General features: G+C 61.8%; 17 protein-coding genes. 4 read left to right on the plus strand and 13 right to left on the minus strand.

Going from position 1 to position 21,135, the window contains the following annotated elements:
* Positions 1-623 precede the first annotated feature (623 nt).
* The 9 genes from ACZ5WW_RS00640 to ACZ5WW_RS00680 all read right to left on the minus strand — a co-directional run bounded on the left by ACZ5WW_RS00640 (position 624) and on the right by ACZ5WW_RS00680 (position 11,874).
* On the minus strand, positions 624-776 hold the full coding sequence (locus tag ACZ5WW_RS00640) for a hypothetical protein (protein ID WP_377170461.1): 153 nt from the start codon (positions 774-776) through the stop codon (positions 624-626).
* 246 nt (positions 777-1,022) lie between these two features.
* Positions 1,023-4,388 (minus strand): hypothetical protein, encoded by a 3,366-nt coding sequence (locus ACZ5WW_RS00645; RefSeq protein WP_377170459.1) that lies wholly within the window; start codon positions 4,386-4,388, stop codon positions 1,023-1,025.
* A 121-nt stretch (positions 4,389-4,509) separates the two neighbouring features.
* Positions 4,510-5,142, minus strand: a complete 633-nt coding sequence (locus ACZ5WW_RS00650; RefSeq protein ID WP_377170457.1) for a P-loop NTPase family protein — start codon at positions 5,140-5,142, stop codon at positions 4,510-4,512.
* 1,726 nt (positions 5,143-6,868) lie between these two features.
* Positions 6,869-8,065, minus strand: coding sequence for a hypothetical protein (locus ACZ5WW_RS00655; RefSeq protein WP_377170455.1), 1,197 nt, complete (start codon positions 8,063-8,065; stop codon positions 6,869-6,871).
* 91 nt (positions 8,066-8,156) lie between these two features.
* Positions 8,157-9,398: a hypothetical protein gene (locus ACZ5WW_RS00660; protein WP_377170453.1), complete on the minus strand. Its 1,242-nt coding sequence runs from the start codon at positions 9,396-9,398 to the stop codon at positions 8,157-8,159.
* 333 nt (positions 9,399-9,731) lie between these two features.
* Complete coding sequence (locus ACZ5WW_RS00665) at positions 9,732-10,139, minus strand: hypothetical protein (RefSeq protein ID WP_377170451.1); 408 nt, start codon at positions 10,137-10,139, stop codon at positions 9,732-9,734.
* Positions 10,140-10,607: 468 nt separating this feature from the next.
* Positions 10,608-10,862 (minus strand): hypothetical protein, encoded by a 255-nt coding sequence (locus ACZ5WW_RS00670; protein WP_377170448.1) that lies wholly within the window; start codon positions 10,860-10,862, stop codon positions 10,608-10,610.
* Positions 10,859-11,086 carry a hypothetical protein gene (locus ACZ5WW_RS00675; protein ID WP_377170446.1) on the minus strand — a complete coding sequence of 76 codons (228 nt, stop codon included), beginning with the start codon at positions 11,084-11,086 and terminating at the stop codon, positions 10,859-10,861. Before ACZ5WW_RS00675 ends, ACZ5WW_RS00670 begins: the two co-directional genes overlap by 4 nt.
* Positions 11,083-11,874, minus strand: a complete 792-nt coding sequence (locus tag ACZ5WW_RS00680) for a hypothetical protein (RefSeq protein WP_377170444.1) — start codon at positions 11,872-11,874, stop codon at positions 11,083-11,085. Before ACZ5WW_RS00680 ends, ACZ5WW_RS00675 begins: the two co-directional genes overlap by 4 nt.
* A gap of 143 nt (positions 11,875-12,017) precedes the next feature.
* Here ACZ5WW_RS00680 and ACZ5WW_RS00685 point away from each other — a divergent pair, with 143 nt between their 5' ends.
* Complete coding sequence (locus tag ACZ5WW_RS00685) at positions 12,018-12,224, plus strand: hypothetical protein (protein ID WP_377170442.1); 207 nt, start codon at positions 12,018-12,020, stop codon at positions 12,222-12,224.
* Between the two features lie 233 nt (positions 12,225-12,457).
* Here the strand turns inward: ACZ5WW_RS00685 and ACZ5WW_RS00690 are convergent, their stop codons facing one another.
* The gene (locus tag ACZ5WW_RS00690) at positions 12,458-12,778 is read right to left on the minus strand and encodes a hypothetical protein (protein ID WP_377170440.1); all 321 of its coding nucleotides are present in this window, start codon (positions 12,776-12,778) and stop codon (positions 12,458-12,460) included.
* Between the two features lie 76 nt (positions 12,779-12,854).
* Here ACZ5WW_RS00690 and ACZ5WW_RS00695 point away from each other — a divergent pair, with 76 nt between their 5' ends.
* Together ACZ5WW_RS00695 and ACZ5WW_RS00700 are read left to right on the plus strand one after the other, a co-directional pair.
* Entirely contained in the window at positions 12,855-13,136 is a 282-nt protein-coding gene (locus ACZ5WW_RS00695) for a hypothetical protein (protein ID WP_377170438.1), read from the plus strand.
* Positions 13,137-13,328: 192 nt separating this feature from the next.
* Entirely contained in the window at positions 13,329-14,231 is a 903-nt protein-coding gene (locus tag ACZ5WW_RS00700) for a hypothetical protein (protein ID WP_377170436.1), read from the plus strand.
* Positions 14,232-14,405: 174 nt separating this feature from the next.
* On the opposite strand, the gene ACZ5WW_RS00705 is transcribed toward ACZ5WW_RS00700, so the two are convergent.
* Genes ACZ5WW_RS00705 through ACZ5WW_RS00715 form a run of 3 tightly spaced genes read right to left on the minus strand, consistent with a single transcriptional unit; the run spans position 14,406 to position 19,209 of the window.
* Positions 14,406-17,645 carry a KGGVGR-motif variant AAA ATPase gene (locus tag ACZ5WW_RS00705; RefSeq protein WP_377170434.1) on the minus strand — a complete coding sequence of 1,080 codons (3,240 nt, stop codon included), beginning with the start codon at positions 17,643-17,645 and terminating at the stop codon, positions 14,406-14,408.
* Entirely contained in the window at positions 17,642-18,385 is a 744-nt protein-coding gene (locus ACZ5WW_RS00710; RefSeq protein WP_377170432.1) for a hypothetical protein, read from the minus strand. Before ACZ5WW_RS00710 ends, ACZ5WW_RS00705 begins: the two co-directional genes overlap by 4 nt.
* Positions 18,382-19,209, minus strand: a complete 828-nt coding sequence (locus ACZ5WW_RS00715) for a hypothetical protein (protein WP_377170430.1) — start codon at positions 19,207-19,209, stop codon at positions 18,382-18,384. Before ACZ5WW_RS00715 ends, ACZ5WW_RS00710 begins: the two co-directional genes overlap by 4 nt.
* A 653-nt stretch (positions 19,210-19,862) precedes the next feature.
* Here ACZ5WW_RS00715 and ACZ5WW_RS00720 point away from each other — a divergent pair.
* The gene (locus tag ACZ5WW_RS00720; RefSeq protein ID WP_377170428.1) at positions 19,863-21,068 is read left to right on the plus strand and encodes a hypothetical protein; all 1,206 of its coding nucleotides are present in this window, start codon (positions 19,863-19,865) and stop codon (positions 21,066-21,068) included.
* Positions 21,069-21,135 lie beyond the last annotated feature (67 nt).

Here is a 21,135-nt window from a genome sequence, read left to right on the forward strand (position 1 = left end):
CCGGCGGCAGGGGGAGAGCCTGTGAAAGTCTGAGGCGGAAAAAAAGAGCCCGTGTCTGGACAGGGAAAGCGAAGGCGCCCGTGCGTGGCCTGCCGCGGCAGCCCGCAGCAGCTTTTAAAGGTGCTGCAGCTTTTGCTGCCGGCAGCATGCCCCCAGCCACGCCAGGGCACCACGGAGCCGCCCAGCCCCAGCGGCAGGCTGCGGCCACCCTGGCTGCAGGAAACATTCAGCCGCATGCCATTGCCAGGAAAAATGCAGGGACGAAGGGCGGGGAAGGCATGATCATTCAAGAGTTGTCAGTAATGAAACGATTCGTTGACCAATAAGAGCTAGGACTAGCCAAAAGAGGCATTAGGCCTATCAAAATAGGATTCAACAATAAATATCTAAAATAAGATATTAGAAATACGATCTCGTTATGGCTTGTGGTGTTGGGTGTGGAGGTTATACAGAGCACCGCGCCTCGCAGCCCCCTCGCCCGAGGCTGTGCAAGAGAGCGAGCGTCAAAAGCCCTCCGCGCGCCCACCCCAATCACCGGTCCCAGAAATCCCCACCTCCTGCGGCACCTCCACCATCCAGCTGCCATCCCTCTTCAACCTCGACGCGATGCGGCGACCCACGGGTTAGACTGCCCATTCAGCTGAAATCAAGGAGTGATCTTGTGCGACGTAGAACAACGGTGCGCCCATGTAATTCTCTGAAGGATCGACGTTCAAAGAAAAGCGGCAGGTGCCGTCGGCATTCATAATGATGCTGTCAATGCGCGCCGTGTGCATGTCAAAAAGTGGTGCTTTCGCACCCCGGGGACCGGCTCAAGATTTGACGTGGAGATCAGCTCGGGTATGCGGTCTGCCAGCGTTTCAAAGTCCGCCATCTGGGCGGCCGTTGGTCCGGGGGCGCCGCTGATTCGTTGCTTCGCTTCTATCTCTGCGTGATGCGGACGGCTCGTATCATTGGCATGGGAAGAGACGAGCAGAGTCACTCCTCGGCACTTCCCCGGTGAACGTCTGCCACTAGATGCATCATTTGTCCATCCACGAAGCCTCTCGTATAATGGTGTCGAAAATCTTATCATGAGCCTCTGGATTCTTGAGCGAACTGATACAGCTGACGGTGTAAACCTTTTTGGCACAGGCCACTCCATAGATCGTGTCTTGGTAAATGCCACCCGAAGAAAAGCGCAAAAAAAGGCGCATGCGAAAACTTGAGTGTCCAGGTGCCTCATCGAATAAAGTGGTCTCACGTAGTTGCAAAGATGCAATCCCTTCCGTGGCACCAATTTTTTTCACAAGGTTGTCCGCGATAATCTGCCACCTGTCTCTCGAAAGAAGGCTTGGGTCCGAGACATCTTCAACAACCACCGAAATACTACCCTCCATTGGCTCTTCTATCACGATGAACCTGTCCAAGTTGGGGCTGGATTCAGACACTGTCCACCCTGCAGGCAGATGCAGCACATAGTTCGTCTTCAATCCGGCTACCTCAGTATTGCGTGGGAGGGCGGATATCCTTTTTGAGACAGCTACTTCTTCAGCATCATTTTGTGCCATGCCAAGAGCGTTGACCGCTCCTCGCATCACGTTGCCAATCATTGAATATGCTTCCTTGGCGCACCAGACCCGTGTGCTCACTACGCCCATGGGACCTGCCCATGTGCGCTGAAGTAAACGTGCATTCTTTGATTCACATTCAAGCAATCCCCCCGCAGAAGTTGAAGACCAGTTTAAGATCTTGCAGTTTACTTTCTTCTCGAGTTCGAATCTTCTGATGTCTCTTTCAGCGGCTTCTTTTAGTGCCGCATCCGTGATCTCTGCTGGCCTGAAAGACCAATTCAGGACCGCTGTCTTGTCCAGGGTGAAGGTTGTTTCATTCTCACGATTCCAGAACTTTGGAAGTGTCAGCTCGAGTTCTGGCAGCGTATCAAACCGATGGTTGGCGTGCTCCGCCTTCTCCCACGACCGGAGCATACTGACAGTCGGAATCTTCGAAGTGAGTTCATCGGCATCAGGGGAGTTTAGAACCGAGATGCTAATGGAGTCCAGGAGTCGAAAAAGTGGATCTCTTGCAATGAGCGCGTTCGTCGGCGGGGAAAATGCCCAAACGGTGGTGGATCCCTCGGGGCCCAAGGTTGATCGAATCACTCCTTTTGCTCCTGATGTAAAGATTCTCAACCAAGCAGTTTCTGGAATCCATGTGGCATCAAATTCTCTGGCTGTGAATTCCGCCTGTGCCCACTTCCTCCCGTTTACATCCAATAACTTCACCGGTCCAAGTTTGAATCCATGCTTCTCTGTCAGTTCATTCATGTTTATCCGAAGGAAGTCGTCAGGCGCTCTCTCATAGAGCGATGCCAGCCCAGGGTTCGTTTGTAACACTGTCAACAACATGAAAGCTCCCGAACCATAAGACCAGCCATATAATTCGATTTCCTTGTGAGCTCTGTTTTCATCCCCATCGTATGCAGGTGATCGGACCCAGCCAGATGGCCACGACCATTGAATTTGCGAATTCCAGGTCGTGTTGATCACAGTTTCGTGGGATGAGGGATTTTCAAATCCTCGGCGGAGGGTCCATGCGGTCCATAATTCTTGTGACACACCAACTATTGCCATGAAGCAATAGCAAAACAGCGGGCCCATGAGCTGCCAGAAGCAAAAGGCGAAAAAAGTGGTGATTTTTCGAATCGTTGAAGAAAGAAAGTGAGGCGGCGGTGCCGGCTTTACAGGCTGCGAATTCTGATTTTGCAGCACTGGGGCGAGAGTGCGCCGGAAGTCTACTCTGCTGCCTTTAAGGGGCCACGTAAACGCATTGCTCTCAATGATTGGCAGCATGCACGGCTTTCCCTCTGTGATCGCTAAAAAGGGATGATTTCCCAGGTGCCGCGGAAATTTCAACCCAGTTTTGCGCTCCAAATGAATACGAAGATTATCGTAACGGGATTGACGTTGTTCCAAGCCTGAAAGCCAGAAGAGAATCCTTTCTTTGGCAACTAGTTCCAGTGACCTGTCGATCTCCCAGAAAATGTGCTTCGAAATTCCTGGCTGGATGATGACAAGAGACGCCTTTGCCAGAGCATGTAGCACGGCCTCCTGCCATTCGTCATCCGAGACATAGCTGCGCTGTGCGCCGAGTGTTGGCAGTCGATCCCCTGGTTTGCCGATGGCAACGACAGGCATCGTTCTGGACAGCCCGCCGAGGAGCTGTTCCTCTGCGGTTTCACGTGGCTTGAACAGCAAAAGCCTGAAAATCGTGAGAGGGTTTCCCATGTAAAGCAGACGATAGAAAGTGAAAGGTTGGTTGATCCCGCCGACGTTCGGATTCAGCCCAAACAAAGCATTGATCACGCCCAAATTATTAAATGAGCCTTGTTGATCCCGGTGGAAAGACCTCAAATACAGGCCCATCGCGGTAGTGTTGGGAGTCATTTTGTTCGGCGAGGAGCGGACAGCTAGGCGAACCGACCAGTACAACAAGCTGGCGACAGCTGAGTACTCAGCTGCTGAAATGAGCAGGGAAATCCAATAGTTCTTTGCAATGGATTCTGGAAGTTTGAGCTGGTAAAAGCTCCAGAAAAGCAGCAGAGCGCAAAGCTTCAGAATCCAATGCAATACATAAGAATGCATCGGCTTGTGACCTCCAAGACGGCTTGCTTTCCTGGAGGAATTCGGAGGATCATTGCTCTCAGCGTCAGTGGAGCCGGCGGATCGTCGTTTCTCCCAAGTCCAATAAGTAAGCCCGACCATACACGCGCACAAAAGCACGCTCAAAATCGACGCTGCGAGGCCAGAGCTAAATGATGTGCGAAAGGCTATCGAGGTGATATTTATGCAAATTCCAGCATAGAGGGGCCATAAAAAGAGCACAATCACGCAAAGGGCTATGGAAAGGCCGATTGATTTCAGAGAAGATGGCTTATTCCTTTTTGGAATTACTGGTTCCACCTTTTCTGTCTTGTGCTCAATCTGCCAGTGGTGATCAACTGCCAAGGCCTTGATCGCCTGGAGGGGCAGGACCGCATCCTCCTGGGCTAGCGACATGGTTATGCCATCTTTTTCATTCGGTGCAAAATGAATGCTATACCACCCGCCATAATCTTTCTCGGACTCGCCCTGAAGCGGTGCCGTGATGCAAACACTGCGAATATTTTCTAAACTGATCCTTCCGGCATTAAACTGTTCAGCAAATTTCAAAAGTTCCTCTTCACTGTCTTTTTCAAAATATTTGGGAGGTACGCTCTTCTTGCCAACCAGTTTGAAACAGCAAACATACTGTTCGGTAATCACGGACACATGGTTTGTTCGATCATCGATGCTTTCTCGGATCAGCGGTAGCATTTCAGAAATCGAAGGATCATTTTCAAGGCATGTGAGGGATGAATTGTCGCTCATTTCGGTGGGGTCTATATCTTTGTAACTAAGATAAGTTTTTCTTTTTGCCACCGTAATAACAGAGAGAGCACGCTTGCCATTTTTTAGCTTGGGAGTCTGAGATTGGAAAAAATTGCCCCCCTCACCGATCCCAATAATCCCCCACCGCCTGGGGCACCTCGACCATCCAGCTGCCATCTCTCTTGAGCCGTGACGCGATGCGGCCGTCGAGCTGCTGCTCGATCTCGCGGCGGTAGAGGTTCGCGTCCATCAGCGTCCAGCGGTTGGAGCGGAGCTGGAGGAGCTCGGCCACGCGGCTTCTCGTCACGGCACCGGAGCCTTTGTCCAGCGCGGCGCCGGAGCCGATGTCTTCGATGTAGATGAGGTCGTAGGCGGCGTAATCGCGGGCGGCGCGGAAGTCGGTCAGGTCCACGGCGGGGATGAGGTGCGCCATCTGCGGGCCGCGATGGCCGGTGGGGGTGGGGATTTTCCAAAGGCCGCGTGCGGCGGCGCTGCGCAGGCACTCGAGCGCCTGCTTGAGCACGTGCGTCTTGCCCACGCCGGAGGGCCCGAGGAGGCTGAGCCAGCGGCGGGGCGGCTCGCGACGGATCACCGCGCTGCAAAAGGCCTGCACCGCCGGCAGCACCTCGTGCAGGCCGGGGTGGTAAACCTCAAAGCGCCAGGGCCACGCGACCACGTGCGGGTGCATTTCGGGCGGGGTGTCAGCGTCGGTCAGCGGCGGCGAGGTGCGGAGGATTTGGGCGGCGGTGGGCATGGTGGGGGGAGGTTCGTTGTTCTTGGTTCTTGGTTCTCGGTTCTTGGTTCTCGGTTCTCGGTTCTCGGTTCTCGGTTCTCGGTTCTCAGTTCTCGGTTCAGTGTTCCAGGCTGTGTGTGCGTGGAGCGCCGTGAGGTGGCGGAAGGATGCGGAGCAGAGGCGCGGGACCGCTGAGGCGGGGCGGTTGCGGGCGGGAGTGCCCGCGCTCCTCTCGATCGGGGCTGATGAGGGCACGCGAGGGCTTGGTGTGAGTCCGCACCACGACAGACCCCAGACCACCTCTGTGTGGAGGACAGGCCTCCGGCCTGTCCACGGCCTGAGGCTTCCAGCCTCCAGCTTCCCACACGGCGTGTGCGTTCGGCGCAGCCCTGGTGTGCGGAGAATGAAAGCGATGAGCCATGCCGAGAAAGCGCTGTCGCTGGGTGGGCAGTCGCGGGCGGGACGCCCACGCGCCGCTGACAGGCGGGACGCCTGTCCTCCACGGGGAAGCGTGTGAGCGGCATGTCTCTGTGTGGAGGATAGGCCTCCGGCCTGTCCACGGCCTGAGGCTTCCAGCCTCCAGCTTCCCACACGGCGTGTGCGTTCGGCGCAGCCCTGGTGTGTGGAGAATGAAAGCGATGAGCCATGCCGAGGAAGCGCTGCCGCTGGGTGGGCAGTCGCGGGCGGGACGCCCACGCGCCGCTGACAGGCGGGGCGCCTGTCCTCCGTGGGGAAGCGTGTGAGCGGCATGTCTCTGTGTGGAGGACAGGCCTCCGGCCTGTCCACGGCCTGAGGCTTCCAGCCTCCAGCTTCCCACACGGCGTGTGCGTTCGGCGCAGCCCTGGTGTGCGGAGAATGAAAGCGATGAGCCATGCCGAGAAAGCGCTGTCGCTGGGTGGGCAGTCGCGGGCGGGACGCCCACGCGCCGCTGACAGGCGGGACGCCTGTCCTCCACGGGGAAGCGTGTGAGCGGCATGTCTCTGTGTGGAGGACAGGCCTCCGGCCTGTCCACGGCCTGAGGCTTCCAGCCTCCAGCTTCCCACACGGCGTGTGCGTTCGGCGCAGCCCTGGTGTGTGGAGAATGAAAGCGATGAGCCATCCCGAGAAAGCGTGCATTGGGCCTGCAGTCGCGGGCGGGACGCCCACGCGCCGCTGACAGGCGGGACGCCTGTCCTCCACGGGGAAGCGTGTGAGCGGCATGTCTCTGTGTGGAGGATAGGCCTCCGGCCTGTCCATGGCCTGAGGCTTCCAGCCTCCAGCTTCCCACCCGGCGTGTGCTTTCTGCGCAGCCCTGGTGTGCGGAGAATGAAAGCGTTGGGCCATGCCGAGAAAGCGTGCATTGGGCCTGCAGTCGCGGGCGGGACGCCCACGCGCCGCTGACAGGCGGGACGCCTGTCCTCCGTGGGGAAGCGTGTGAGCGGCATGTCTCTTCGTGGAGGATAGGCCTCTGGCCTGTCCATGGCCTGAGGCTTCCAGCCTCCAGCTTCCCACACGGCGTGTGCGTTCGGCGCAGCCCTGGTGTGCGGAGAATGTGAAAGCGATGAGCCATGCCGAGAAAGCGTGCATTGGGCCTGCAGTCGCGGGCGGGACGCCCACGCGCCGCTGACAGGCGGGACGCCTGTCCTCCACGGGGAGCTGCTGGCGCTGAGCGGTGCGGAGAGGAGCGCGGGCACTCCTGCCCGCTTCTGGGAGCGGTGAACCGCGAACCGCGAACCGCGAACCGAGAACCGCGAACAAATAACCGTCATCACGCATACCTCCCGGGAGCGTTGGCGGTGTCGCTGCGTGGGGTGGCAGGACGTGGTGCAGGGTGGTAGGATCTGCTGGGAGGGTTCAGCCGGGTGGCGCGCTGCAGGTCGTTGGCCTTCCACTTCTGCCACCAGGCGGCCAGGGCGTTCTGCGGGCTGCGCACGGCCAGGCCGTCGCGGTCCGTCCAGCGGCCAAAGGCGGTCAGCGGGCGTGCCTCGTGCTCGTGCCACCAGATCTCCGCCTTGTCCGCCGGGCAGCCGATCCCGACGGCCCAGGCCTTCACGGTGGCGAGGCTGGGCGTGGGGACGTCGGCGGTGCCTGCGGTGGCTGCGGCGTCCTGCTCCGCTGGGCGGCCGGCGTTCAGGGAGGCGGTCACGGTGCTGGCGGCGCAAGGGGTGGCTCTTGGCGTGGAGCTCGCCTCGCGCTCGGCGGCGGCATCTGCCGCGGCGTCTGCGGCCTCGCGTGCGGCGGCGTCGTCGGCAGCGCAGTCCCATGCTGCGGCGGCTTCTGCTTCCTCGGCTGTCAGCGCAGCGGCAGCAGCCTCGTGCGCACGCGCGCCCGCGTTGTTTGCGTCTCTGGGTAGGGGGTGGGTGGTGAGTGGTGGGCGGTGAGTGGTGGGCATGTCTGCCGCATGAGGCCCGCACATGCTGCCGCGCTGCGGTCGCAGCCGCGCCGCATCCGTCCCGCAGCTGCTTTCGCGGTGCGGTCGCAGGCTGGGCGCATGCGCTTCACACGCGGGTGCGGCGGCCGCTGGCGCACCTGCGGCAGGCGGCGTGCGCAGAGGCGTGGCGGTGGCGGCCGGGGTGCCGTGCCAGCGTTTGTTGGCAGCGGCGCGGCGTTGCTCGCTCTTTTTGGCGATCCTCTCGCGCTGCTCCTCGCGCACGATCTCCAGACGCGCATTGCGCCGCCTGCCGTCCGCCTTCAGCGGCAGCTTGGCCAGCACGGCGGGGGTTACGCCCTTGCCGCCCAGGCGCTTCAGGGCGGGCACATCCGGCGGCAGCCCGGCGTCGCCGCACAGCCACTGGTGGCAGAGCAGGCGCAGGTAGGAGAGCTGCTCGGCGTCGCTCATGCCAGCGACGCCGACGAGCCAGCGCTCCGGGTAAAAGTCAAATGCCGGGGCGTCGCGCACCGGCTCTGCGGCGGCGCTGCCACCGGCCGGGGCAGGGGTGGGGAAGGGGGCGGGCTGGGATTTCATGATCGGGTGTTTTGTGGTGGAAAGTGCTGTTTCAGGCCGGAAGCGGCCGCGGTGCGCCGCACGCGCAAGGCGCCACCTCTGGCGTGGCTGGTCATGGCTGCGGGCGTGGGTGGAGGTGTCTGTCCTTTTCAGAGGCGGGCCGGCTGTTGCCCCGGTTGCGCACGCTGACCTGCTGCAGGCGGCGCTTGAGGGCCTCGCCGTGGAGGCGTGCGCAGTCCTTGTGACCGTAGAGCATGCCGCGCTTGAGCAGGCTGAAGTTGAGCTTCTGGACGCTCTCGTCGTGCCCTGGCACATCCTGCCAGGTGATGCCATGCCACTCCGCGCCCGTGGGCACAAACCTGCCGTCCCGCCCCGGCTGGCTGCTGACCCCGCCCGAGGTGGAGCAGGTGCGCGTGCTGCCGCCTGGGCTTGCTGCTGCTGAGGTAGCTGCTGAGGTAGCTGCTGAGGTAGCTGAGGTTGCTGAGGTTGCTGCGCTTGCTGTTGTTGCTGCGCTTGCTGTTGTTGCTGCGCTTGCTGTTGTTGCTGCGCTTGCTGCGGGACGACGGGCCTCGCTGCCCTGCGTGTGCCTGCGCCTGCGTGTGGGGTCGCCGGCCGGGACGGGGCCGAGACCCTGCCCGGCTCTGCCGCAGATGCCTGCGCCGGAGCTGCCGCCAGGCGACTGCGTGGCGGATGCTTTTGCACACGCCTCCTCGCCGTCCTCCTCGCCATCTTCTTCCCCGTCTTCCTCGGGATCATCCGGGCCCTGAGGTGTCCAGGCGGGTGCCTTGGCGGAGCGGGGGCGGCTCGCGGGCGCCACGGCAGCCGCCGCGCCAGCGGTGGGAGATTTCATGCCAGGCGCGCCTGCCGCCGGAGCCTCCGCGCCCAGCGCCGCCGCCGTGTGCCCGTGCCGTGCGGCGGACTGCACGGCGAGGCAATGCACGATGCACTCCGCACCGCAAGCCTTCACCACCAGCGCGCCCGCCTGTCCAGCATTTCTCGCTGCTTGTGCCGCAGCGGACTGCGTGGCGAGCACGCGGCTGCGCGTGTCACCGACGTCCTCGGCCGAGGAGGAGAATGAGGCGGAAACCGCCGCGCCATGCGCCGCCACGCCCCAGGTCTGCGCCCAAGGCTGGGCGCTCCCCTGCACGTGCGCGTGCCCGAGTGCCTCCGCTGCCGCCGTGGCAGAGGTGGCCGCTGCCTCCGCTGCTGCCGGGGATCGCGATGGCGTCGGCGGCTCCGCGTGGCCCGGCGACCAGTCCGGCGGTGCGTAGATGCTCAGGGCGCCGCTGGTCTCGATGCGCAGCACCAGGCCGCGACGTACCAGATGGTGAAGCACGTCAGTGATGAGAGTCATGGAGGGCAGTGTTCAGTGTTCAGTGTTCAGTGTTCAGTGGACGGTGCGCAGGCGCGGAGAGCCGGAGGGGGATCATCTTGATCCCCCCACAAGGCGCGAGTTTGCGGAATGCGCGGGCGTGCTGGACGCTGCGGAAGGCGGGCGAGCTGGGCAGTGCGAGCGCCTGAGGGATCGGGACGATCCCTCTCCGCCGGAGGGCTGGGGAATGCGCGGGCGCTGGACGGTGCGCGGGCGCGGAGAGCCAGAGGGCGGGGTCCGGGGCGGGCATTTAGGGAAACAACGTGGTGGGACATGGCATGATAAAACAACAAATACCACTCAGCAGGCGCGGCTTCAGGCGGCGCGGGCGCTGTGGAGGTCGGCCGCGTCCATGCGGGCCACCGCACGGCGTGCGCCCTCACCGGGCTCCGCGCCGTAGCGCTCCTGCACATACGCCTCCGCCTCCTCCCAGAGGCCGGCGGCCAGGTGCTCGCTCACCGACTGGCCGCGCACCAGGATGTCATTGAGGCTGTCCTCCGAATGATCGAGCTCCAATGGGAAATGGCCCGGCCACGGCGCCAGCTCCCCGGCCACATCGCCCTTGAACTTCGGGTTCCGCACCGTGTCCAGCGCGGCGTGCACCTTGTCCGTCTGCTCCTGCAGCGCGCAGGCCAGCCGGTGCAGCTCCGTCGCCAGCGGATTGCTGCCGTGGCCGTCGGGTTTGATCACGTGGAGGAGGACGTCGATGTCGTAGGTTTTCATGTTCAGTGTGGGTGGGTTCGGAGATGCAGGTGTCAGGAAAGAGGTGTCAGGCTTTAGAGTCAGCCGCGCCCGCGCGCGCAGCGGGCCCGGAAAGAGACAGCGCAGGCAGGAGCCGGCAGCCGCAGCGCCAGCGGCGCATCACATCCAAAAAAAAACAAAAGCACAGGGGCACGCAGGACACGGGAAGGGGAGGGGAGCGTGGCCGCGCCCATGCGCCCGCAGGCAGGGCACACCGCCTGCGCACGGGGAAAAAGAGAGGCGGCAGGCTGTGCTCCGCCCGGAGTCACAGCCCGGCCGCCTCTCCACCACGCTGCCACCACAAAATCAGCAGCCGCAGCAGCGGGCATTTCACAAAGGGGGGGAATCATGGCGGCAGGCAGGGTTTTCGGCACGCGCCACCCCTGGCCGGGACCCCTCGGCGGGCGGCATGGAGTGGTAGTACATGGTATCAAAAGAAACGCGGCAGGCTCACCACGCGGACGGCTCGCCCGCGCCCAGCCAGCCCAGCACGGAGGCCAGCAGGAGCACCAGCACCAGCAGCTCCGCCAGCAGGCGCAGAAAGTCCGGGTGCACGCCGCCCCGGCGGTACGCGCGGCAGGCCACGCGGCGCCAGCCATTGCGGCGCAGGCGCGAGAGCTCCAGGTGGTTTTGCCAGGTGCGCCAGCCCAGGGCCAGCAGACCCGCGCCCAGCAGCGCGATGAGGGTGGTGACGGTGTGCATCATGAGCAGTGACGGGCGATGAGATTGCGGATGCTGCGGGCCGCGGCGCGGCGCTCCGCCGGGAGGATCTCCTTTTCCCGGATGAGAAAATCCGCCATGCTCCCCGCCGTATGGCCGCGCTCCGCCATGGCCATGATGAGTGGCAGCAGCGGGCGGAAGCGCCCCGGCCTCTGCGGCGGCAGCGACAGCGCCGAGCGGCGCAGCAGTTCGGAAAGGGGCTTTTTCATCGTGCCGCCCTCCCTTCAGCGTTCGGCGTTTCAGACAGGGGAAATGACACGGCATGCTGCATCGTGGCAGCCCGTGGCATGGCAGTGGTGCCGCCACCGGCCTCCGTCGCGGCAGGGCACGTCAGCGCCTCTGCAGCAGCAGCAGGGCAGGGGGTGGCGTCATGCCATGACACAGCAGCCTGTGGCATGGCGGAGGCGCGGAGAGCCGGAGGGGGATCATCTTGATCCCCCCACAAGGCGCGAGTTTGCGGAATGCTCGTGCGAGCTGGGCGGTGCGGAAGGCGGGCGCGCTGGGCGGTGCGAGTGCCTGAGGGATCGGGACGATCCCTCTCCGCCGGAGGGCTGGGGAATGCGCAGACGCTGGGCGGTGCGGGAGCGCGGAGTGCCGGGGCGCGGCACACAGGCGGCACGCCCGGCGGGCGGCACGCAGCAGGGGCGGGTGGGGGCATCGGTGTCATAGAGTGGGTGGAAAGCCTGCCGCAGCACGGCGCGCCGCAGGGCACACCCGGCTGCGCAGCGCGCGGCACACCGGGCAGAGCCCCGGCAGGCGTCTCCGCCCCCGGGGTGGCCGCAGCCTGGGGCTCCGGCTTTGCCACGGCCTGCGCCTGCGCGCCCGCCGCAGGGGCCGGGAGCGGGGCACGCGGGAGGCGCGGCACCTTCAGGTCCCCGCTCAGCGCCCGGTCAAAAAGGTGGCGGCACTCGCCCGCCAGAGTGCGGTTGTTAGCCGCCGCCAGGGCCACCAGCCTCCCGTACGTTTCATCGTTGATGTATGCTCCTGCTAGTTTCATTGCTGCTGTGTGCTGCGGGTGATAATCACCCATTCTGCCCGGGTGATAATCACCCGTCAAATAAAAAGTGTTGAATTAAGCCCTGCGTGGGTGACTTTTGGTGTTAATCACCCGTAACTCGTTTTTCCCTGTTTTTCATAACCATGCCGAACCAAAGACAAAGCGGTACCAAGCTGGCCGGAGCCTACATCAGCGCCGAAAAGGACGAGGCGCTCGCCCGGCTGGCCGCGCAGAAAGGCTACCCCAGCAAGGCCGACTTCCTCCGCGCCCTGTATGAGTCCGCGCTGGCCGAGGCGGCAGCTACGCAAAGCCCCACGAAGGCCCGCAAGGCGGCAAAACCCAGGAAGTGACCCGCCGCCGCGCCCGCCGCAGCCCGCGCGCCCAGCCCCCCGGCAGCCCCTTTGCCACCGCGCGCCCCGGCCTCCAGCCCGCCGCGCCCAGCCCGATGCCGCACGCGCGCAAGCCGCGCACCGGCCCGCCCGCCCCAGGCCCGGAGAGGCGTACCTGGGCAGAGGCAGGAGAGGCAGCAGGAGAAGCGGTCAGCGTCTTCATAAAAAGCACCGTGCAAAGCAAAAAGCCGACGTCAATCCATCGAAAAGACGAACGACGCATGAAGTGAAAAACTAAGAAAAAAGAAGGCCGGAAAAGCGCCAAAGTCTCGACCACCCGGTGCCAGCCATAACCGCCATCCGCAGATAGGCGCGTGGCCGATGTGAGATAAAACATTATTCAGACCGAAAAATGCCGGGATTGAAGCCGGGTCAAAAGACGCGAAGCAGGGCTGTAGAGCATGCATACGGGCTTGAACAAAACGCCTAAATCCCATACGCTGGCCGCCGTCCCCCGTCGCAGTCAAAGCGCCCGAGGGAGCATCCGGCCTTGCACTCATTGAAATGCTGTTCATGTGAACAAAATACCGCCGTTTGCGACCCGACGCAACATCCTGCCTGTATTACAAGCTCTCTGAATAACTCCCCCCCATGTCCGCCACCCGCACCAAAACCTTCCGCCTCAGCCACTCCCTCGCCGACGCCCTGGAGCTCCGGGCCAAAGAACTGGGCTACAAAAGCGCCACCGCGCTGGTGGAGGCGCTGGCCCGGTATGACTGCCTGTGCCGGTCCGGCCACGGCGTGACCAAGCAATGGGCCGAGCTCACCCCCGTGCAGCAGGACGACCTCGACGCCCGCCTCCTGGCCCGCGTGCTGAAAAAACAAGGCATGAAAGCCACCGAAGCCGCCAAAGTGGACTGGCGGCTGCTGTGAGGGGGGGATGGCTATCGCGCAAGGACTCGAACCTTGAACGAGAACCACCTCTGCAGGCCCTTGGAGACGCAGCGCATTCGCTTCCTTCGCGCGGCACTGCTCTCCACGTGGCATGCCCCATGCTTGCTTGAAAAACAGCAAGCATGATTGACACCCGTCAGGCGTACATGGTAAAACGAGCACCCTCCTCCCTTGAATGACCAGCCGCCCGACCAATACGAATTCGACTTCCGCACCGGCTGCCCCACAGCCATCACCGGAGACACCCTCTCTCTGGAGCAGTGGCGCATTTGCACACGAATCAATCGTCAACGAGCGCGTGGAATCCAGGAAACTCATCGCACAACTCCATCCCGGCAATCGCTTTCGCCTGATGTTTGGCAGGCCACTGTTGCCGCAGAATCAAAACTCTGGGACGTCCCGCTAGTCTCGCTCGACCGTCTCGGGTTTTACTTCGACGAGCTCAGCGCCCTCGCCTCCCGGCAGCTCCAGCGGCTCAATGAAGGCAAGGAAGCCAGCGCCTGGCTGGACGCCGACACCCGCTGCGTGTACAAGCTCTTCGACCTCCGTGCCAACGGCGCTCTGGGGCAGAAACTCGAATTCTGCCGTGATGACGACTTCCATTTCAGGCTGGAGCAGGTGGACGCCACGCTGCTCGATACCGTGCAAAAGCTCCGCCTCCTCCACGAAGCCGGTGCCTGCCCCACCGAAATCGTCGGCCTCAGTGACACGGGGGACTTCCTCATCGCCAAGCAGCCGTTCTGCCAGATGTACAAGGACTTCACCGCAGACAGCCTCACCGCCGTCAGCATGATGAAGGCCGTGCGCCCCACCTGCCCGCTGGGCATGCCCGTCTATCTCTTCTGGGGCGATGACGAAGCCTGGCTCGTCGGGGATCTGCATCCGGGAAACATTCGCATCAACTCCCAAGGGGTTCCCGTCGTGATCGATGCCCTCATCGGCTCCGTCCCTCCCGCCGCCCTCAAGGCCATGCCTCAGCTCACCACCGCCATCCATCAGGCCCGCGACTTCCGCACCACCGGCAGGTACAAATCCGCCAGCTTCGGGGAAGGGGAGAGGGATGAGGATTTGTGATTGGGGGCTCCAGCAGCAGCGTCAGGACAAGAATAATATTGGCTCTGGCCACCAGCTGGCTGCATCTGCGGGAGCACGTGTTGTAGTGTTGACACTATGTGCCCTTTGAACTCCATGCCCTGATGGTTTGCCCAACCTCAGGCATGCATCATTCTGCACTGCAGACGCCTGCCTTCAGTCCGCCAGTCCATCCCGAAATGCCTGAAAGCGCGGGTCATCTCGGATGCGGTCAAAATCGCTGTCCTCATCCAGCTTGGCTTTGCTGGCTTCAGGATCGGTGGATTTCCATTTTTCGAGTGTCGCTAAAGCGGCTTCCTTCTGGACGCGCAACGCGGCGATGCAGCCAAGATTATAAAGTGCTCCCGAGTCATTCGGCCGAATGGAAACCACTTTCTCAAACTTCTCACCAGCCTGGACAAATAAGGCATCAGCTTCCGCCCCCTCTTTGTTTTTTGCCCTTTGCAAAAGGGCATTGCCCCAGTTGTTCAGAGTTTCAAAGTCATTAACCTCGATAGCCACCGCCTTCTGGAACTTCTCACAGGCTTGGTCAAACAAGACATCAGCTTCAGTGTCCTTTTTGGTGTTTGCCAGATGCAACAGGGCGAGTGCCCAGGTGCTAAACGTTGTAAAGTCATTAGGCGCAATAGCCGCCGCTTGATGGCATTTCTCACAGGCCTGCGCATACAAGGCCTCAGCCTCAATGCCTTCTTTGGCATTAGCCCTCTGCAAGAGGGCTAATGCCCAAACGCCAAGCATTGAATAGTCCTCAGAATCAATAGACACCGCTTTCTGGAACTTTTCACAGGCCTGCGTATTTAGGGCATCAGCTTCAATGCCCGCTTTGGTATTTGCCAGCTGCATAAGAACGAATGCCCAAGCACGAAGCGTTTCAGAGTCATTTGGCTCAATGGCCGAGGCCTGCTGAAACTTTTCACATGCTTGGGCCAAAAAGGAAGCAGCCTCTCCCCCCATTTTTGTACTTGCCCACTGCATGAGAGCAGTGCCCCAGAGGTAGAGGGTTGTATTGTCTCGGGGGGTAATCGCCACCACGTGCCGAAACTTCTCACAGGCTTGCGCCAGCATGGGTTCTGCCTCTACTCCGGCTTTGGTCTCTGCCCACTGATAAAAAGCAAGAGCCAAGGCGCGAATTGTTCCAAGGTCATTAGGCTCAATCGCCGAAGCATGCTGGAGTTTTTCACAGGCCTGGGCAAACAAAGCATCAGCCTCTTCATCCGTTTTTGACTTTGCCAGTTGCATTAGGGCAGAGCCCCAGACTTTAAACCTTGTGCCGTCATTAGGCTCAATGCTTGCTGCCTGCTGAAACTTCTCACAGGCTTGAGCAACCAAATCGTCCGCCTCACCATCCGTCTTTGTATTCGCCCTCTGCATGAGGGTGACCCCCCAGTTGTGAAGCATGTTGAGGTTGACCGGGTCAATAGCAGCTACCTGTTGAAACTTTTCACAAGCCCTTGTTAATAAGGTGTCCGATTCACTCCCTTCCTTTGTAAGCGACCACCGCAAGCATGCGGAACCCCAGTGGAGGATCGGTGTAATATCACTCGGATCAATGGCCGCGGCCTGTTGAAATTTTTCACAAGCCCGCATAAACAAGGCATCGATTTCTGTTCTCTCTTTAGTTTCAGCCCTCAGCGCAAGAGCCAGGCCCCAGTTGTCAAGGGTATTGACGTTGTTCGGCTCCAGGGCAGTCGCGAACTGAAATTTCTCATCAGCCTGACCATGAAGGAACTCTGCTTCCGCTCCTACTTTGGTATTTGCCCAATCAGAGAGAAATGTGCCCCAATCAGAAAAAGTCGCGTGGTCATTTGGCTGAATGGTCGCCGCCTGTTGAAATTTTTCACTGGCTTGGGAATACAAGAATTCTGCTTCTGCCCCTGTTTTAGTATTTGCCCACTGCGCAAGGGCTGAGCCCCAGTTGTGAAATGCCTGATAAAACTGAGGTCTCAGCGTGACTGCTTTCCGATATTTGTCCTCTATGGCCTGGAAAGCTGTGGGACTCCCACTATTCCGGGCCTCTTCTGTATCCAAGTCATCCGCCCACTCGAGCCATCTCTGGGCTGCTATGTCATCCGTCTGTGCCAGATTGATACGTAGCTGCCAAACCTTGACTTGATCCGCATCGGACAGGTCAAGACGACTGATCATGAAAGGGGGCATGTCAGGGCCATGCAGAGCGCCAGCAAGTGTGCTGCGCGTAAGGCGCTGAAGTAGATCCTCGGCATCTACTTTCTCCTCCTTCTTCTTGCTGGTGCGCGGGGGCAGCAGTTGAAACAATGGTTCCACCATGGGGTGAGCTGTTCTTGCCTCCATGCTAGTCGATTTTGATTCATCCGCATTGAACCGGTCGGCCAGAAGACGCTGGATTGGGGACAATAGCTGCGGCACTGTGTCTCCCACCAGGCCCATCAGCCGCTCTGCCAGTGTGGTGTATTCCAATGCGAGGTATTCGTCCTCATAATCGCGGACAAACAGGGTCTCCATCAGCGCCATCTGCGGGTGGTAGGAAAGCTTTGCTGGGGCCATTCCGAGTCGCTTCTCCAGCTCCTTCATGCGGTGCTTCTTGTACATCATCTCGCCGCCGGGTACAGGAGAGGCCACTAGCAGCGTTGGTTTGGGACCCAGGGTGGCGGGGCGCTGACCGTCTTCAGCAACGAGATCGGCATCATCAAAAGATTCCGCAGTGGTCGCCCGGGTTCTGGGCTTTAGACCCACAACATCCAAAAAATGACGCGTTCCTTCGATGTTTTGATCATTAAGACCGCAGAGCACGATGAGGCGGTCTGACAAAGGCCCGATGCACAAGCCGCCGATTTCACTCAGTCCCGTGCGGCTGTCCACAAGGATGTAGTCGTAGTGCGTAGGCTCGGGCACTGCATCCTCCTCTTGCCAGGGCTGATGGAACGGAAAGCTGTGAAGGAGGAGCAGTCCGCGCAGCAGATCGCTGGCGTCTGCGACTTGATCAGCATTGAGGCTGGAAAGCTCCAGGGCGCTGTATCTTGCGGTATAGTCCGCCCCCTGTTCGGCACCCAGCACATCCAGCCGTGCCCGTGGGGCCTTGGGGTGTACGGCGGTGGCATATTTCTCAGGGTTCACTGAGCGAAGGTAATCCTTCAAATCCATAGCAGGCAGCTGCGGTTCCGCCCCCTCGGGTGCCTGCTTCACAGCATCCACCACCTTTTGGAGCACATCCACCACATCTCCCAGGCTCTCGCGTGGCAGCAGCTCATCTGAGCGATGCAGGAAGCCGCTGGCACCGGGGGCCTCAAGGTCCAGATCCACAATCAAGACATGCCTGCCCCGAGCGTGCAGGTAGTAGGCCATGTTTAGCAGCGCCATGCTGCGGCCCACGCCACCCTTGTAGCTGTAGAAGGTGAAAATGCGCGGCTGAAAGCTCATGCAGCGGCGGCGGCAGGACTAGGAAAGCGGGTTGGCCTTATGGCCATCTGACGCATGACGATTGCGCCTCTGGATGAAACATAGGTGATTGCGCTTTCCGTTGATAGAATTTGAGAAAGGGGCACCTCAACGCTCATTACCTCGACTGCCACGCCATTTATTCCTGCACCCCCCACACGCTCCCTCACCAACTGGTCAAACTCAGCCGGTTTCACGATCTTCCCGGCCAGCTCCCGGGTGAACTCATAATAGGACTGGTCCGCCAGCTTGAACTCCGTCACGCCACGGATGATGAGGGGATCGAGCTTTCCGGGATCGACCGAGCGGGCCACGGCGGCGTGGCGGGCGGCGGCTTCAAAGTCCTTGGCTGCCAGCTTGGTCTCCGCCAGGCTCAGGTGCTCCGCATACAGCTTTTCGAAGGTTTTTTTGACCTCAGCTTTGGGCGCATAGGCCACCACGCCCTCCGGGCTGACCCAGAGATCATGATGAGGCTTTGCCGGAAGGGGCGGGTCCAGCCGGGTGAGCTTTTCTTTGGCCAGGAACTCCTCAAACTCGGCCTGATCGCCCTGATGGGCTTTCCAGACCTCCGTGCCCTGAAGGGTGTAAGGCGGGAAAAGGACCAAGTCTGCACCCCGCACGCGAAACACCGGGTGCAGCACACGCGGAAGCGTCGGCGTGGCCAGCGTGCTGGCGTAGCCGATGATCTCCAGCGTGGAGAGGTCAAAGGTTTCTGTCGTCATGAGAGGAGATGTTCTTGGATGAAGTTAATGCAGGCTGCGCGCAATGCACCAGAAGAATCGGCACCCGGCTCGGGCTGGAAGGTCTCGATCCTGACCCCGGCGCGGCGCAGGGGGGCCAGTTCGCGGGGCTCAAACCCGGTACGAACAAACACCGCATGCAGATGCGGGGGGCTGAGTGGTACGCTCCTGGGGAGGCGCACCTCAAAGGTGGCCGCCCGCCGGTCCCCGCCCACCAGCCCAAACGGATGCCCTCGCACGAACCCGCATTCACATTTAAACTCGTCCGGGGACTCCAGGTAGATGCCGCAGGCGCGGGAATAGTCCGTGATCACCCGGCTCAGCAGCTCTCGATAGCCCGAGACGGGCAGCTCGTGATCGCGCACGAAACCGACTCTGCCGGGTATGTCTTGTGCATAACTCGCTGGCGGGTTGACGTTGCTGACCTTGCTCACCAGCGCGCCAGAATCGAAGGGCGTGGAGACTCCGTCTCTCTGGTGGCCTTCCTCAAGAGCAGGCAGGAAAAGAAAGCCGCAGTCGGTGTAAGGGTAGCCGAACGCGCCGAGATAGAAAAAGACATCGTCCGCCGTGCCGAGAGTGGCCTCAGCGCTGTCTGGGCGTGGATTGACCGCCATCTGCGAGAGCAAGGCTCCTGAGCCGAGAATCTTGCCCATGGCGCCCTCTGGCGCGGCATGGCTCAGCGGCAGCTTCTGCGCCATCGTGCTCGAAGCGTGCGCCCGGGCCGCGCCACACACGCAATGGGCGGAGTGCGCGTCACACAGACGAGCGAGGTTTTGTTGGCGCTGGGCGAGGTTGGCGGCGGGCATGCGGTGAGGGTGAGACGATTTTCCGTGGTGGGTTAAGTGCGTCAAATGCAATTGCTAGGATTGTGAAACGGATTTCTTAAGGGCGGTGCGGGTTTGATTTTTAAGCCCATGCCTGCGTGCATGGACTTATGCCTGGCGCGAATGGGGCGCGAAAGGTCTTCAGTTAAGAGCCTTGATCGTGGACGGAGAAAGCGGGGGGGCGGGACGCCGCTGCCGTCGGTCCTGGGAGCGCCGACATTTTGTCGGCCTCTGGGCGGACGTCCCTGATGCCTCGCTCCACCCAGAAAGGGATGAGTTGCTTGTGCCTCAGCGGTGGTAATAGTGGTATTTCATACCTCAAACAGTCAGGAGATGCTGGAATGAAGCATTATTTCACCTTATCGCTTGACTCCTGAAATCCGGGGCCAAGGCTTTCTCACATGCACTGCCTGACCACAGCATGCGCCGCGCGGCACCACCGCAGGGCGGGGTGGCCGGGCGGGTGAGCCGCTTCCGACGTTCTTTTTTTACCCCCGCACACACACAGCCCCGTCCGCAGCCCGTGGCGCATGCCGCGCAGGGCCGCAACGCCACCGCCAGCCAGCCGCAGCCGCAACGACCCCTTTCCGCAGAGAGCCCGAGAATCACGCTACCACAAACAACCACACACTGCCATGACCGACCCCGCCGCCCCGCACGCCAGCCCAGCCGCAGACTCCGCCGCCGCAGAGGCGGGGGCCGTGCTGCAAAGCCTCTCCGAGTCAGACGCCAGCGCGGTGCTGGAGAGCCTCTCCGGCTCCGGCGGCGCTGGCGCTGGTGATGGCCGCACGGCCCCGGACGCTGCGGTCCCCGGACTCGGCTCGCTGGATGAGGCGCTCGCGGGCACGGACCTCGCGCAGATGACGGATGCGCAGCTGCGCGACTTTGAGAGCGGAGACCCCCTCCGCGTGCAGGCCGCGCTGGCCGCCGTGCAGCAGCCCGCCGCACTGGCCGAGGGCGAGGCCGACACCGGCGCTGCGGAGGACAGCGGCGGTCTCTCCGCCACCGCAGCCCCCTCGCGCATCTCCATCAAGGCGCTCAAGCCCGAAGACCGCGCACGCACCGTGCAGGCGCTGGACCTCATCCGCGCCGGGCACAGCCCCGCCGCGGCCTTTGCGCAGGTCTTTGGCCACCCCGCCGCCAGCGCCGAGGGCGAGGCCGCCGGCTACGCCCCCGGCAGCGAGTTTGACGCCGCCGCCGAGGCCGCAGATCCCTACGGCGCAGACGCCCCCACGGCGCAGCCCCACAGCACCGCGCCCCAGGTGGCGGAGCTGCAGCAGCACCTCGGCCACCTGCAGCAGCAGTACCTCCAGGCCAAGGCCTCCTACGACCCCGCCGCCACCGATCTCCTGGAGCAGATCACCGACGTCAAGATGGACCTCCGCGAGGCGCAGCGCGAGGCCGCCACCGTGGGCCGCGCCTGGCAGGGCCGCCAGGCTGAAAGCCACGCCCGCGCCCTGCAGATGTATGCACCCCTCATCGCCGACGACGGCTGCGGCTTCGTTTCACACTGCGACGATGAAATTTTGCTTGCAGAGGCAAAAAGCGACCCAATCCTGAATCATCCTGACTGGCCTGAGAAGATCGGACGGCGGGTGCTCGACAAGTTCTTTGCAGGAGCCGCGGCGCACAGCCCGGGCCATGCGGAGGGCGCGTCACTCATACCGCCCGCACCGCGGCACACGCTGCGGCTGCCCGGCTCACCTGTCGGCCCCGGATTCTCCGCCGGCGCGCTGTCTCCCCAGACGGCCATGGCGGAGATCGACAAGCTGACACCCGAGCAGCAGGACGCCTTCATCCACAGCCTCGACCGGCTCACCTCCGCCAAAGCGCGGCGCTAGCCCGGCCCCCGCGGCTCGCAGATGCCAGCCCCTGATGCCCGATACCATGAAATAGCATAAACAAGCA

This window comes from Prosthecobacter fluviatilis (assembly GCF_055388355.1).

Excerpts from the sequence above, each read along its gene's own strand:
- ACZ5WW_RS00675 (WP_377170446.1), bottom strand. The coding sequence starts at position 11,086 with ATGAAAAAGCCCCTTTCCGAACTGCTGCGCCGCTCGGCGCTGTCGCTG.
- ACZ5WW_RS00710 (WP_377170432.1), bottom strand. The coding sequence starts at position 18,385 with ATGACGACAGAAACCTTTGACCTCTCCACGCTGGAGATCATCGGCTAC.
- ACZ5WW_RS00665 (WP_377170451.1), bottom strand. The coding sequence starts at position 10,139 with ATGAAAACCTACGACATCGACGTCCTCCTCCACGTGATCAAACCCGAC.
- ACZ5WW_RS00720 (WP_377170428.1), top strand. The coding sequence starts at position 19,863 with ATGACCGACCCCGCCGCCCCGCACGCCAGCCCAGCCGCAGACTCCGCC.
- ACZ5WW_RS00655 (WP_377170455.1), bottom strand. The coding sequence starts at position 8,065 with ATGAAATCCCAGCCCGCCCCCTTCCCCACCCCTGCCCCGGCCGGTGGC.
- ACZ5WW_RS00660 (WP_377170453.1), bottom strand. The coding sequence starts at position 9,398 with ATGACTCTCATCACTGACGTGCTTCACCATCTGGTACGTCGCGGCCTG.
- ACZ5WW_RS00690 (WP_377170440.1), bottom strand. The coding sequence starts at position 12,778 with ATGAACAGCATTTCAATGAGTGCAAGGCCGGATGCTCCCTCGGGCGCT.
- ACZ5WW_RS00640 (WP_377170461.1), bottom strand. The coding sequence starts at position 776 with ATGCACACGGCGCGCATTGACAGCATCATTATGAATGCCGACGGCACC.
- ACZ5WW_RS00685 (WP_377170442.1), top strand. The coding sequence starts at position 12,018 with ATGCCGAACCAAAGACAAAGCGGTACCAAGCTGGCCGGAGCCTACATC.
- ACZ5WW_RS00680 (WP_377170444.1), bottom strand. The coding sequence starts at position 11,874 with ATGAAACTAGCAGGAGCATACATCAACGATGAAACGTACGGGAGGCTG.
- ACZ5WW_RS00670 (WP_377170448.1), bottom strand. The coding sequence starts at position 10,862 with ATGATGCACACCGTCACCACCCTCATCGCGCTGCTGGGCGCGGGTCTG.
- ACZ5WW_RS00715 (WP_377170430.1), bottom strand. The coding sequence starts at position 19,209 with ATGCCCGCCGCCAACCTCGCCCAGCGCCAACAAAACCTCGCTCGTCTG.
- ACZ5WW_RS00695 (WP_377170438.1), top strand. The coding sequence starts at position 12,855 with ATGTCCGCCACCCGCACCAAAACCTTCCGCCTCAGCCACTCCCTCGCC.
- ACZ5WW_RS00645 (WP_377170459.1), bottom strand. The coding sequence starts at position 4,388 with ATGAGCGACAATTCATCCCTCACATGCCTTGAAAATGATCCTTCGATT.
- ACZ5WW_RS00650 (WP_377170457.1), bottom strand. The coding sequence starts at position 5,142 with ATGCCCACCGCCGCCCAAATCCTCCGCACCTCGCCGCCGCTGACCGAC.
- ACZ5WW_RS00705 (WP_377170434.1), bottom strand. The coding sequence starts at position 17,645 with ATGAGCTTTCAGCCGCGCATTTTCACCTTCTACAGCTACAAGGGTGGC.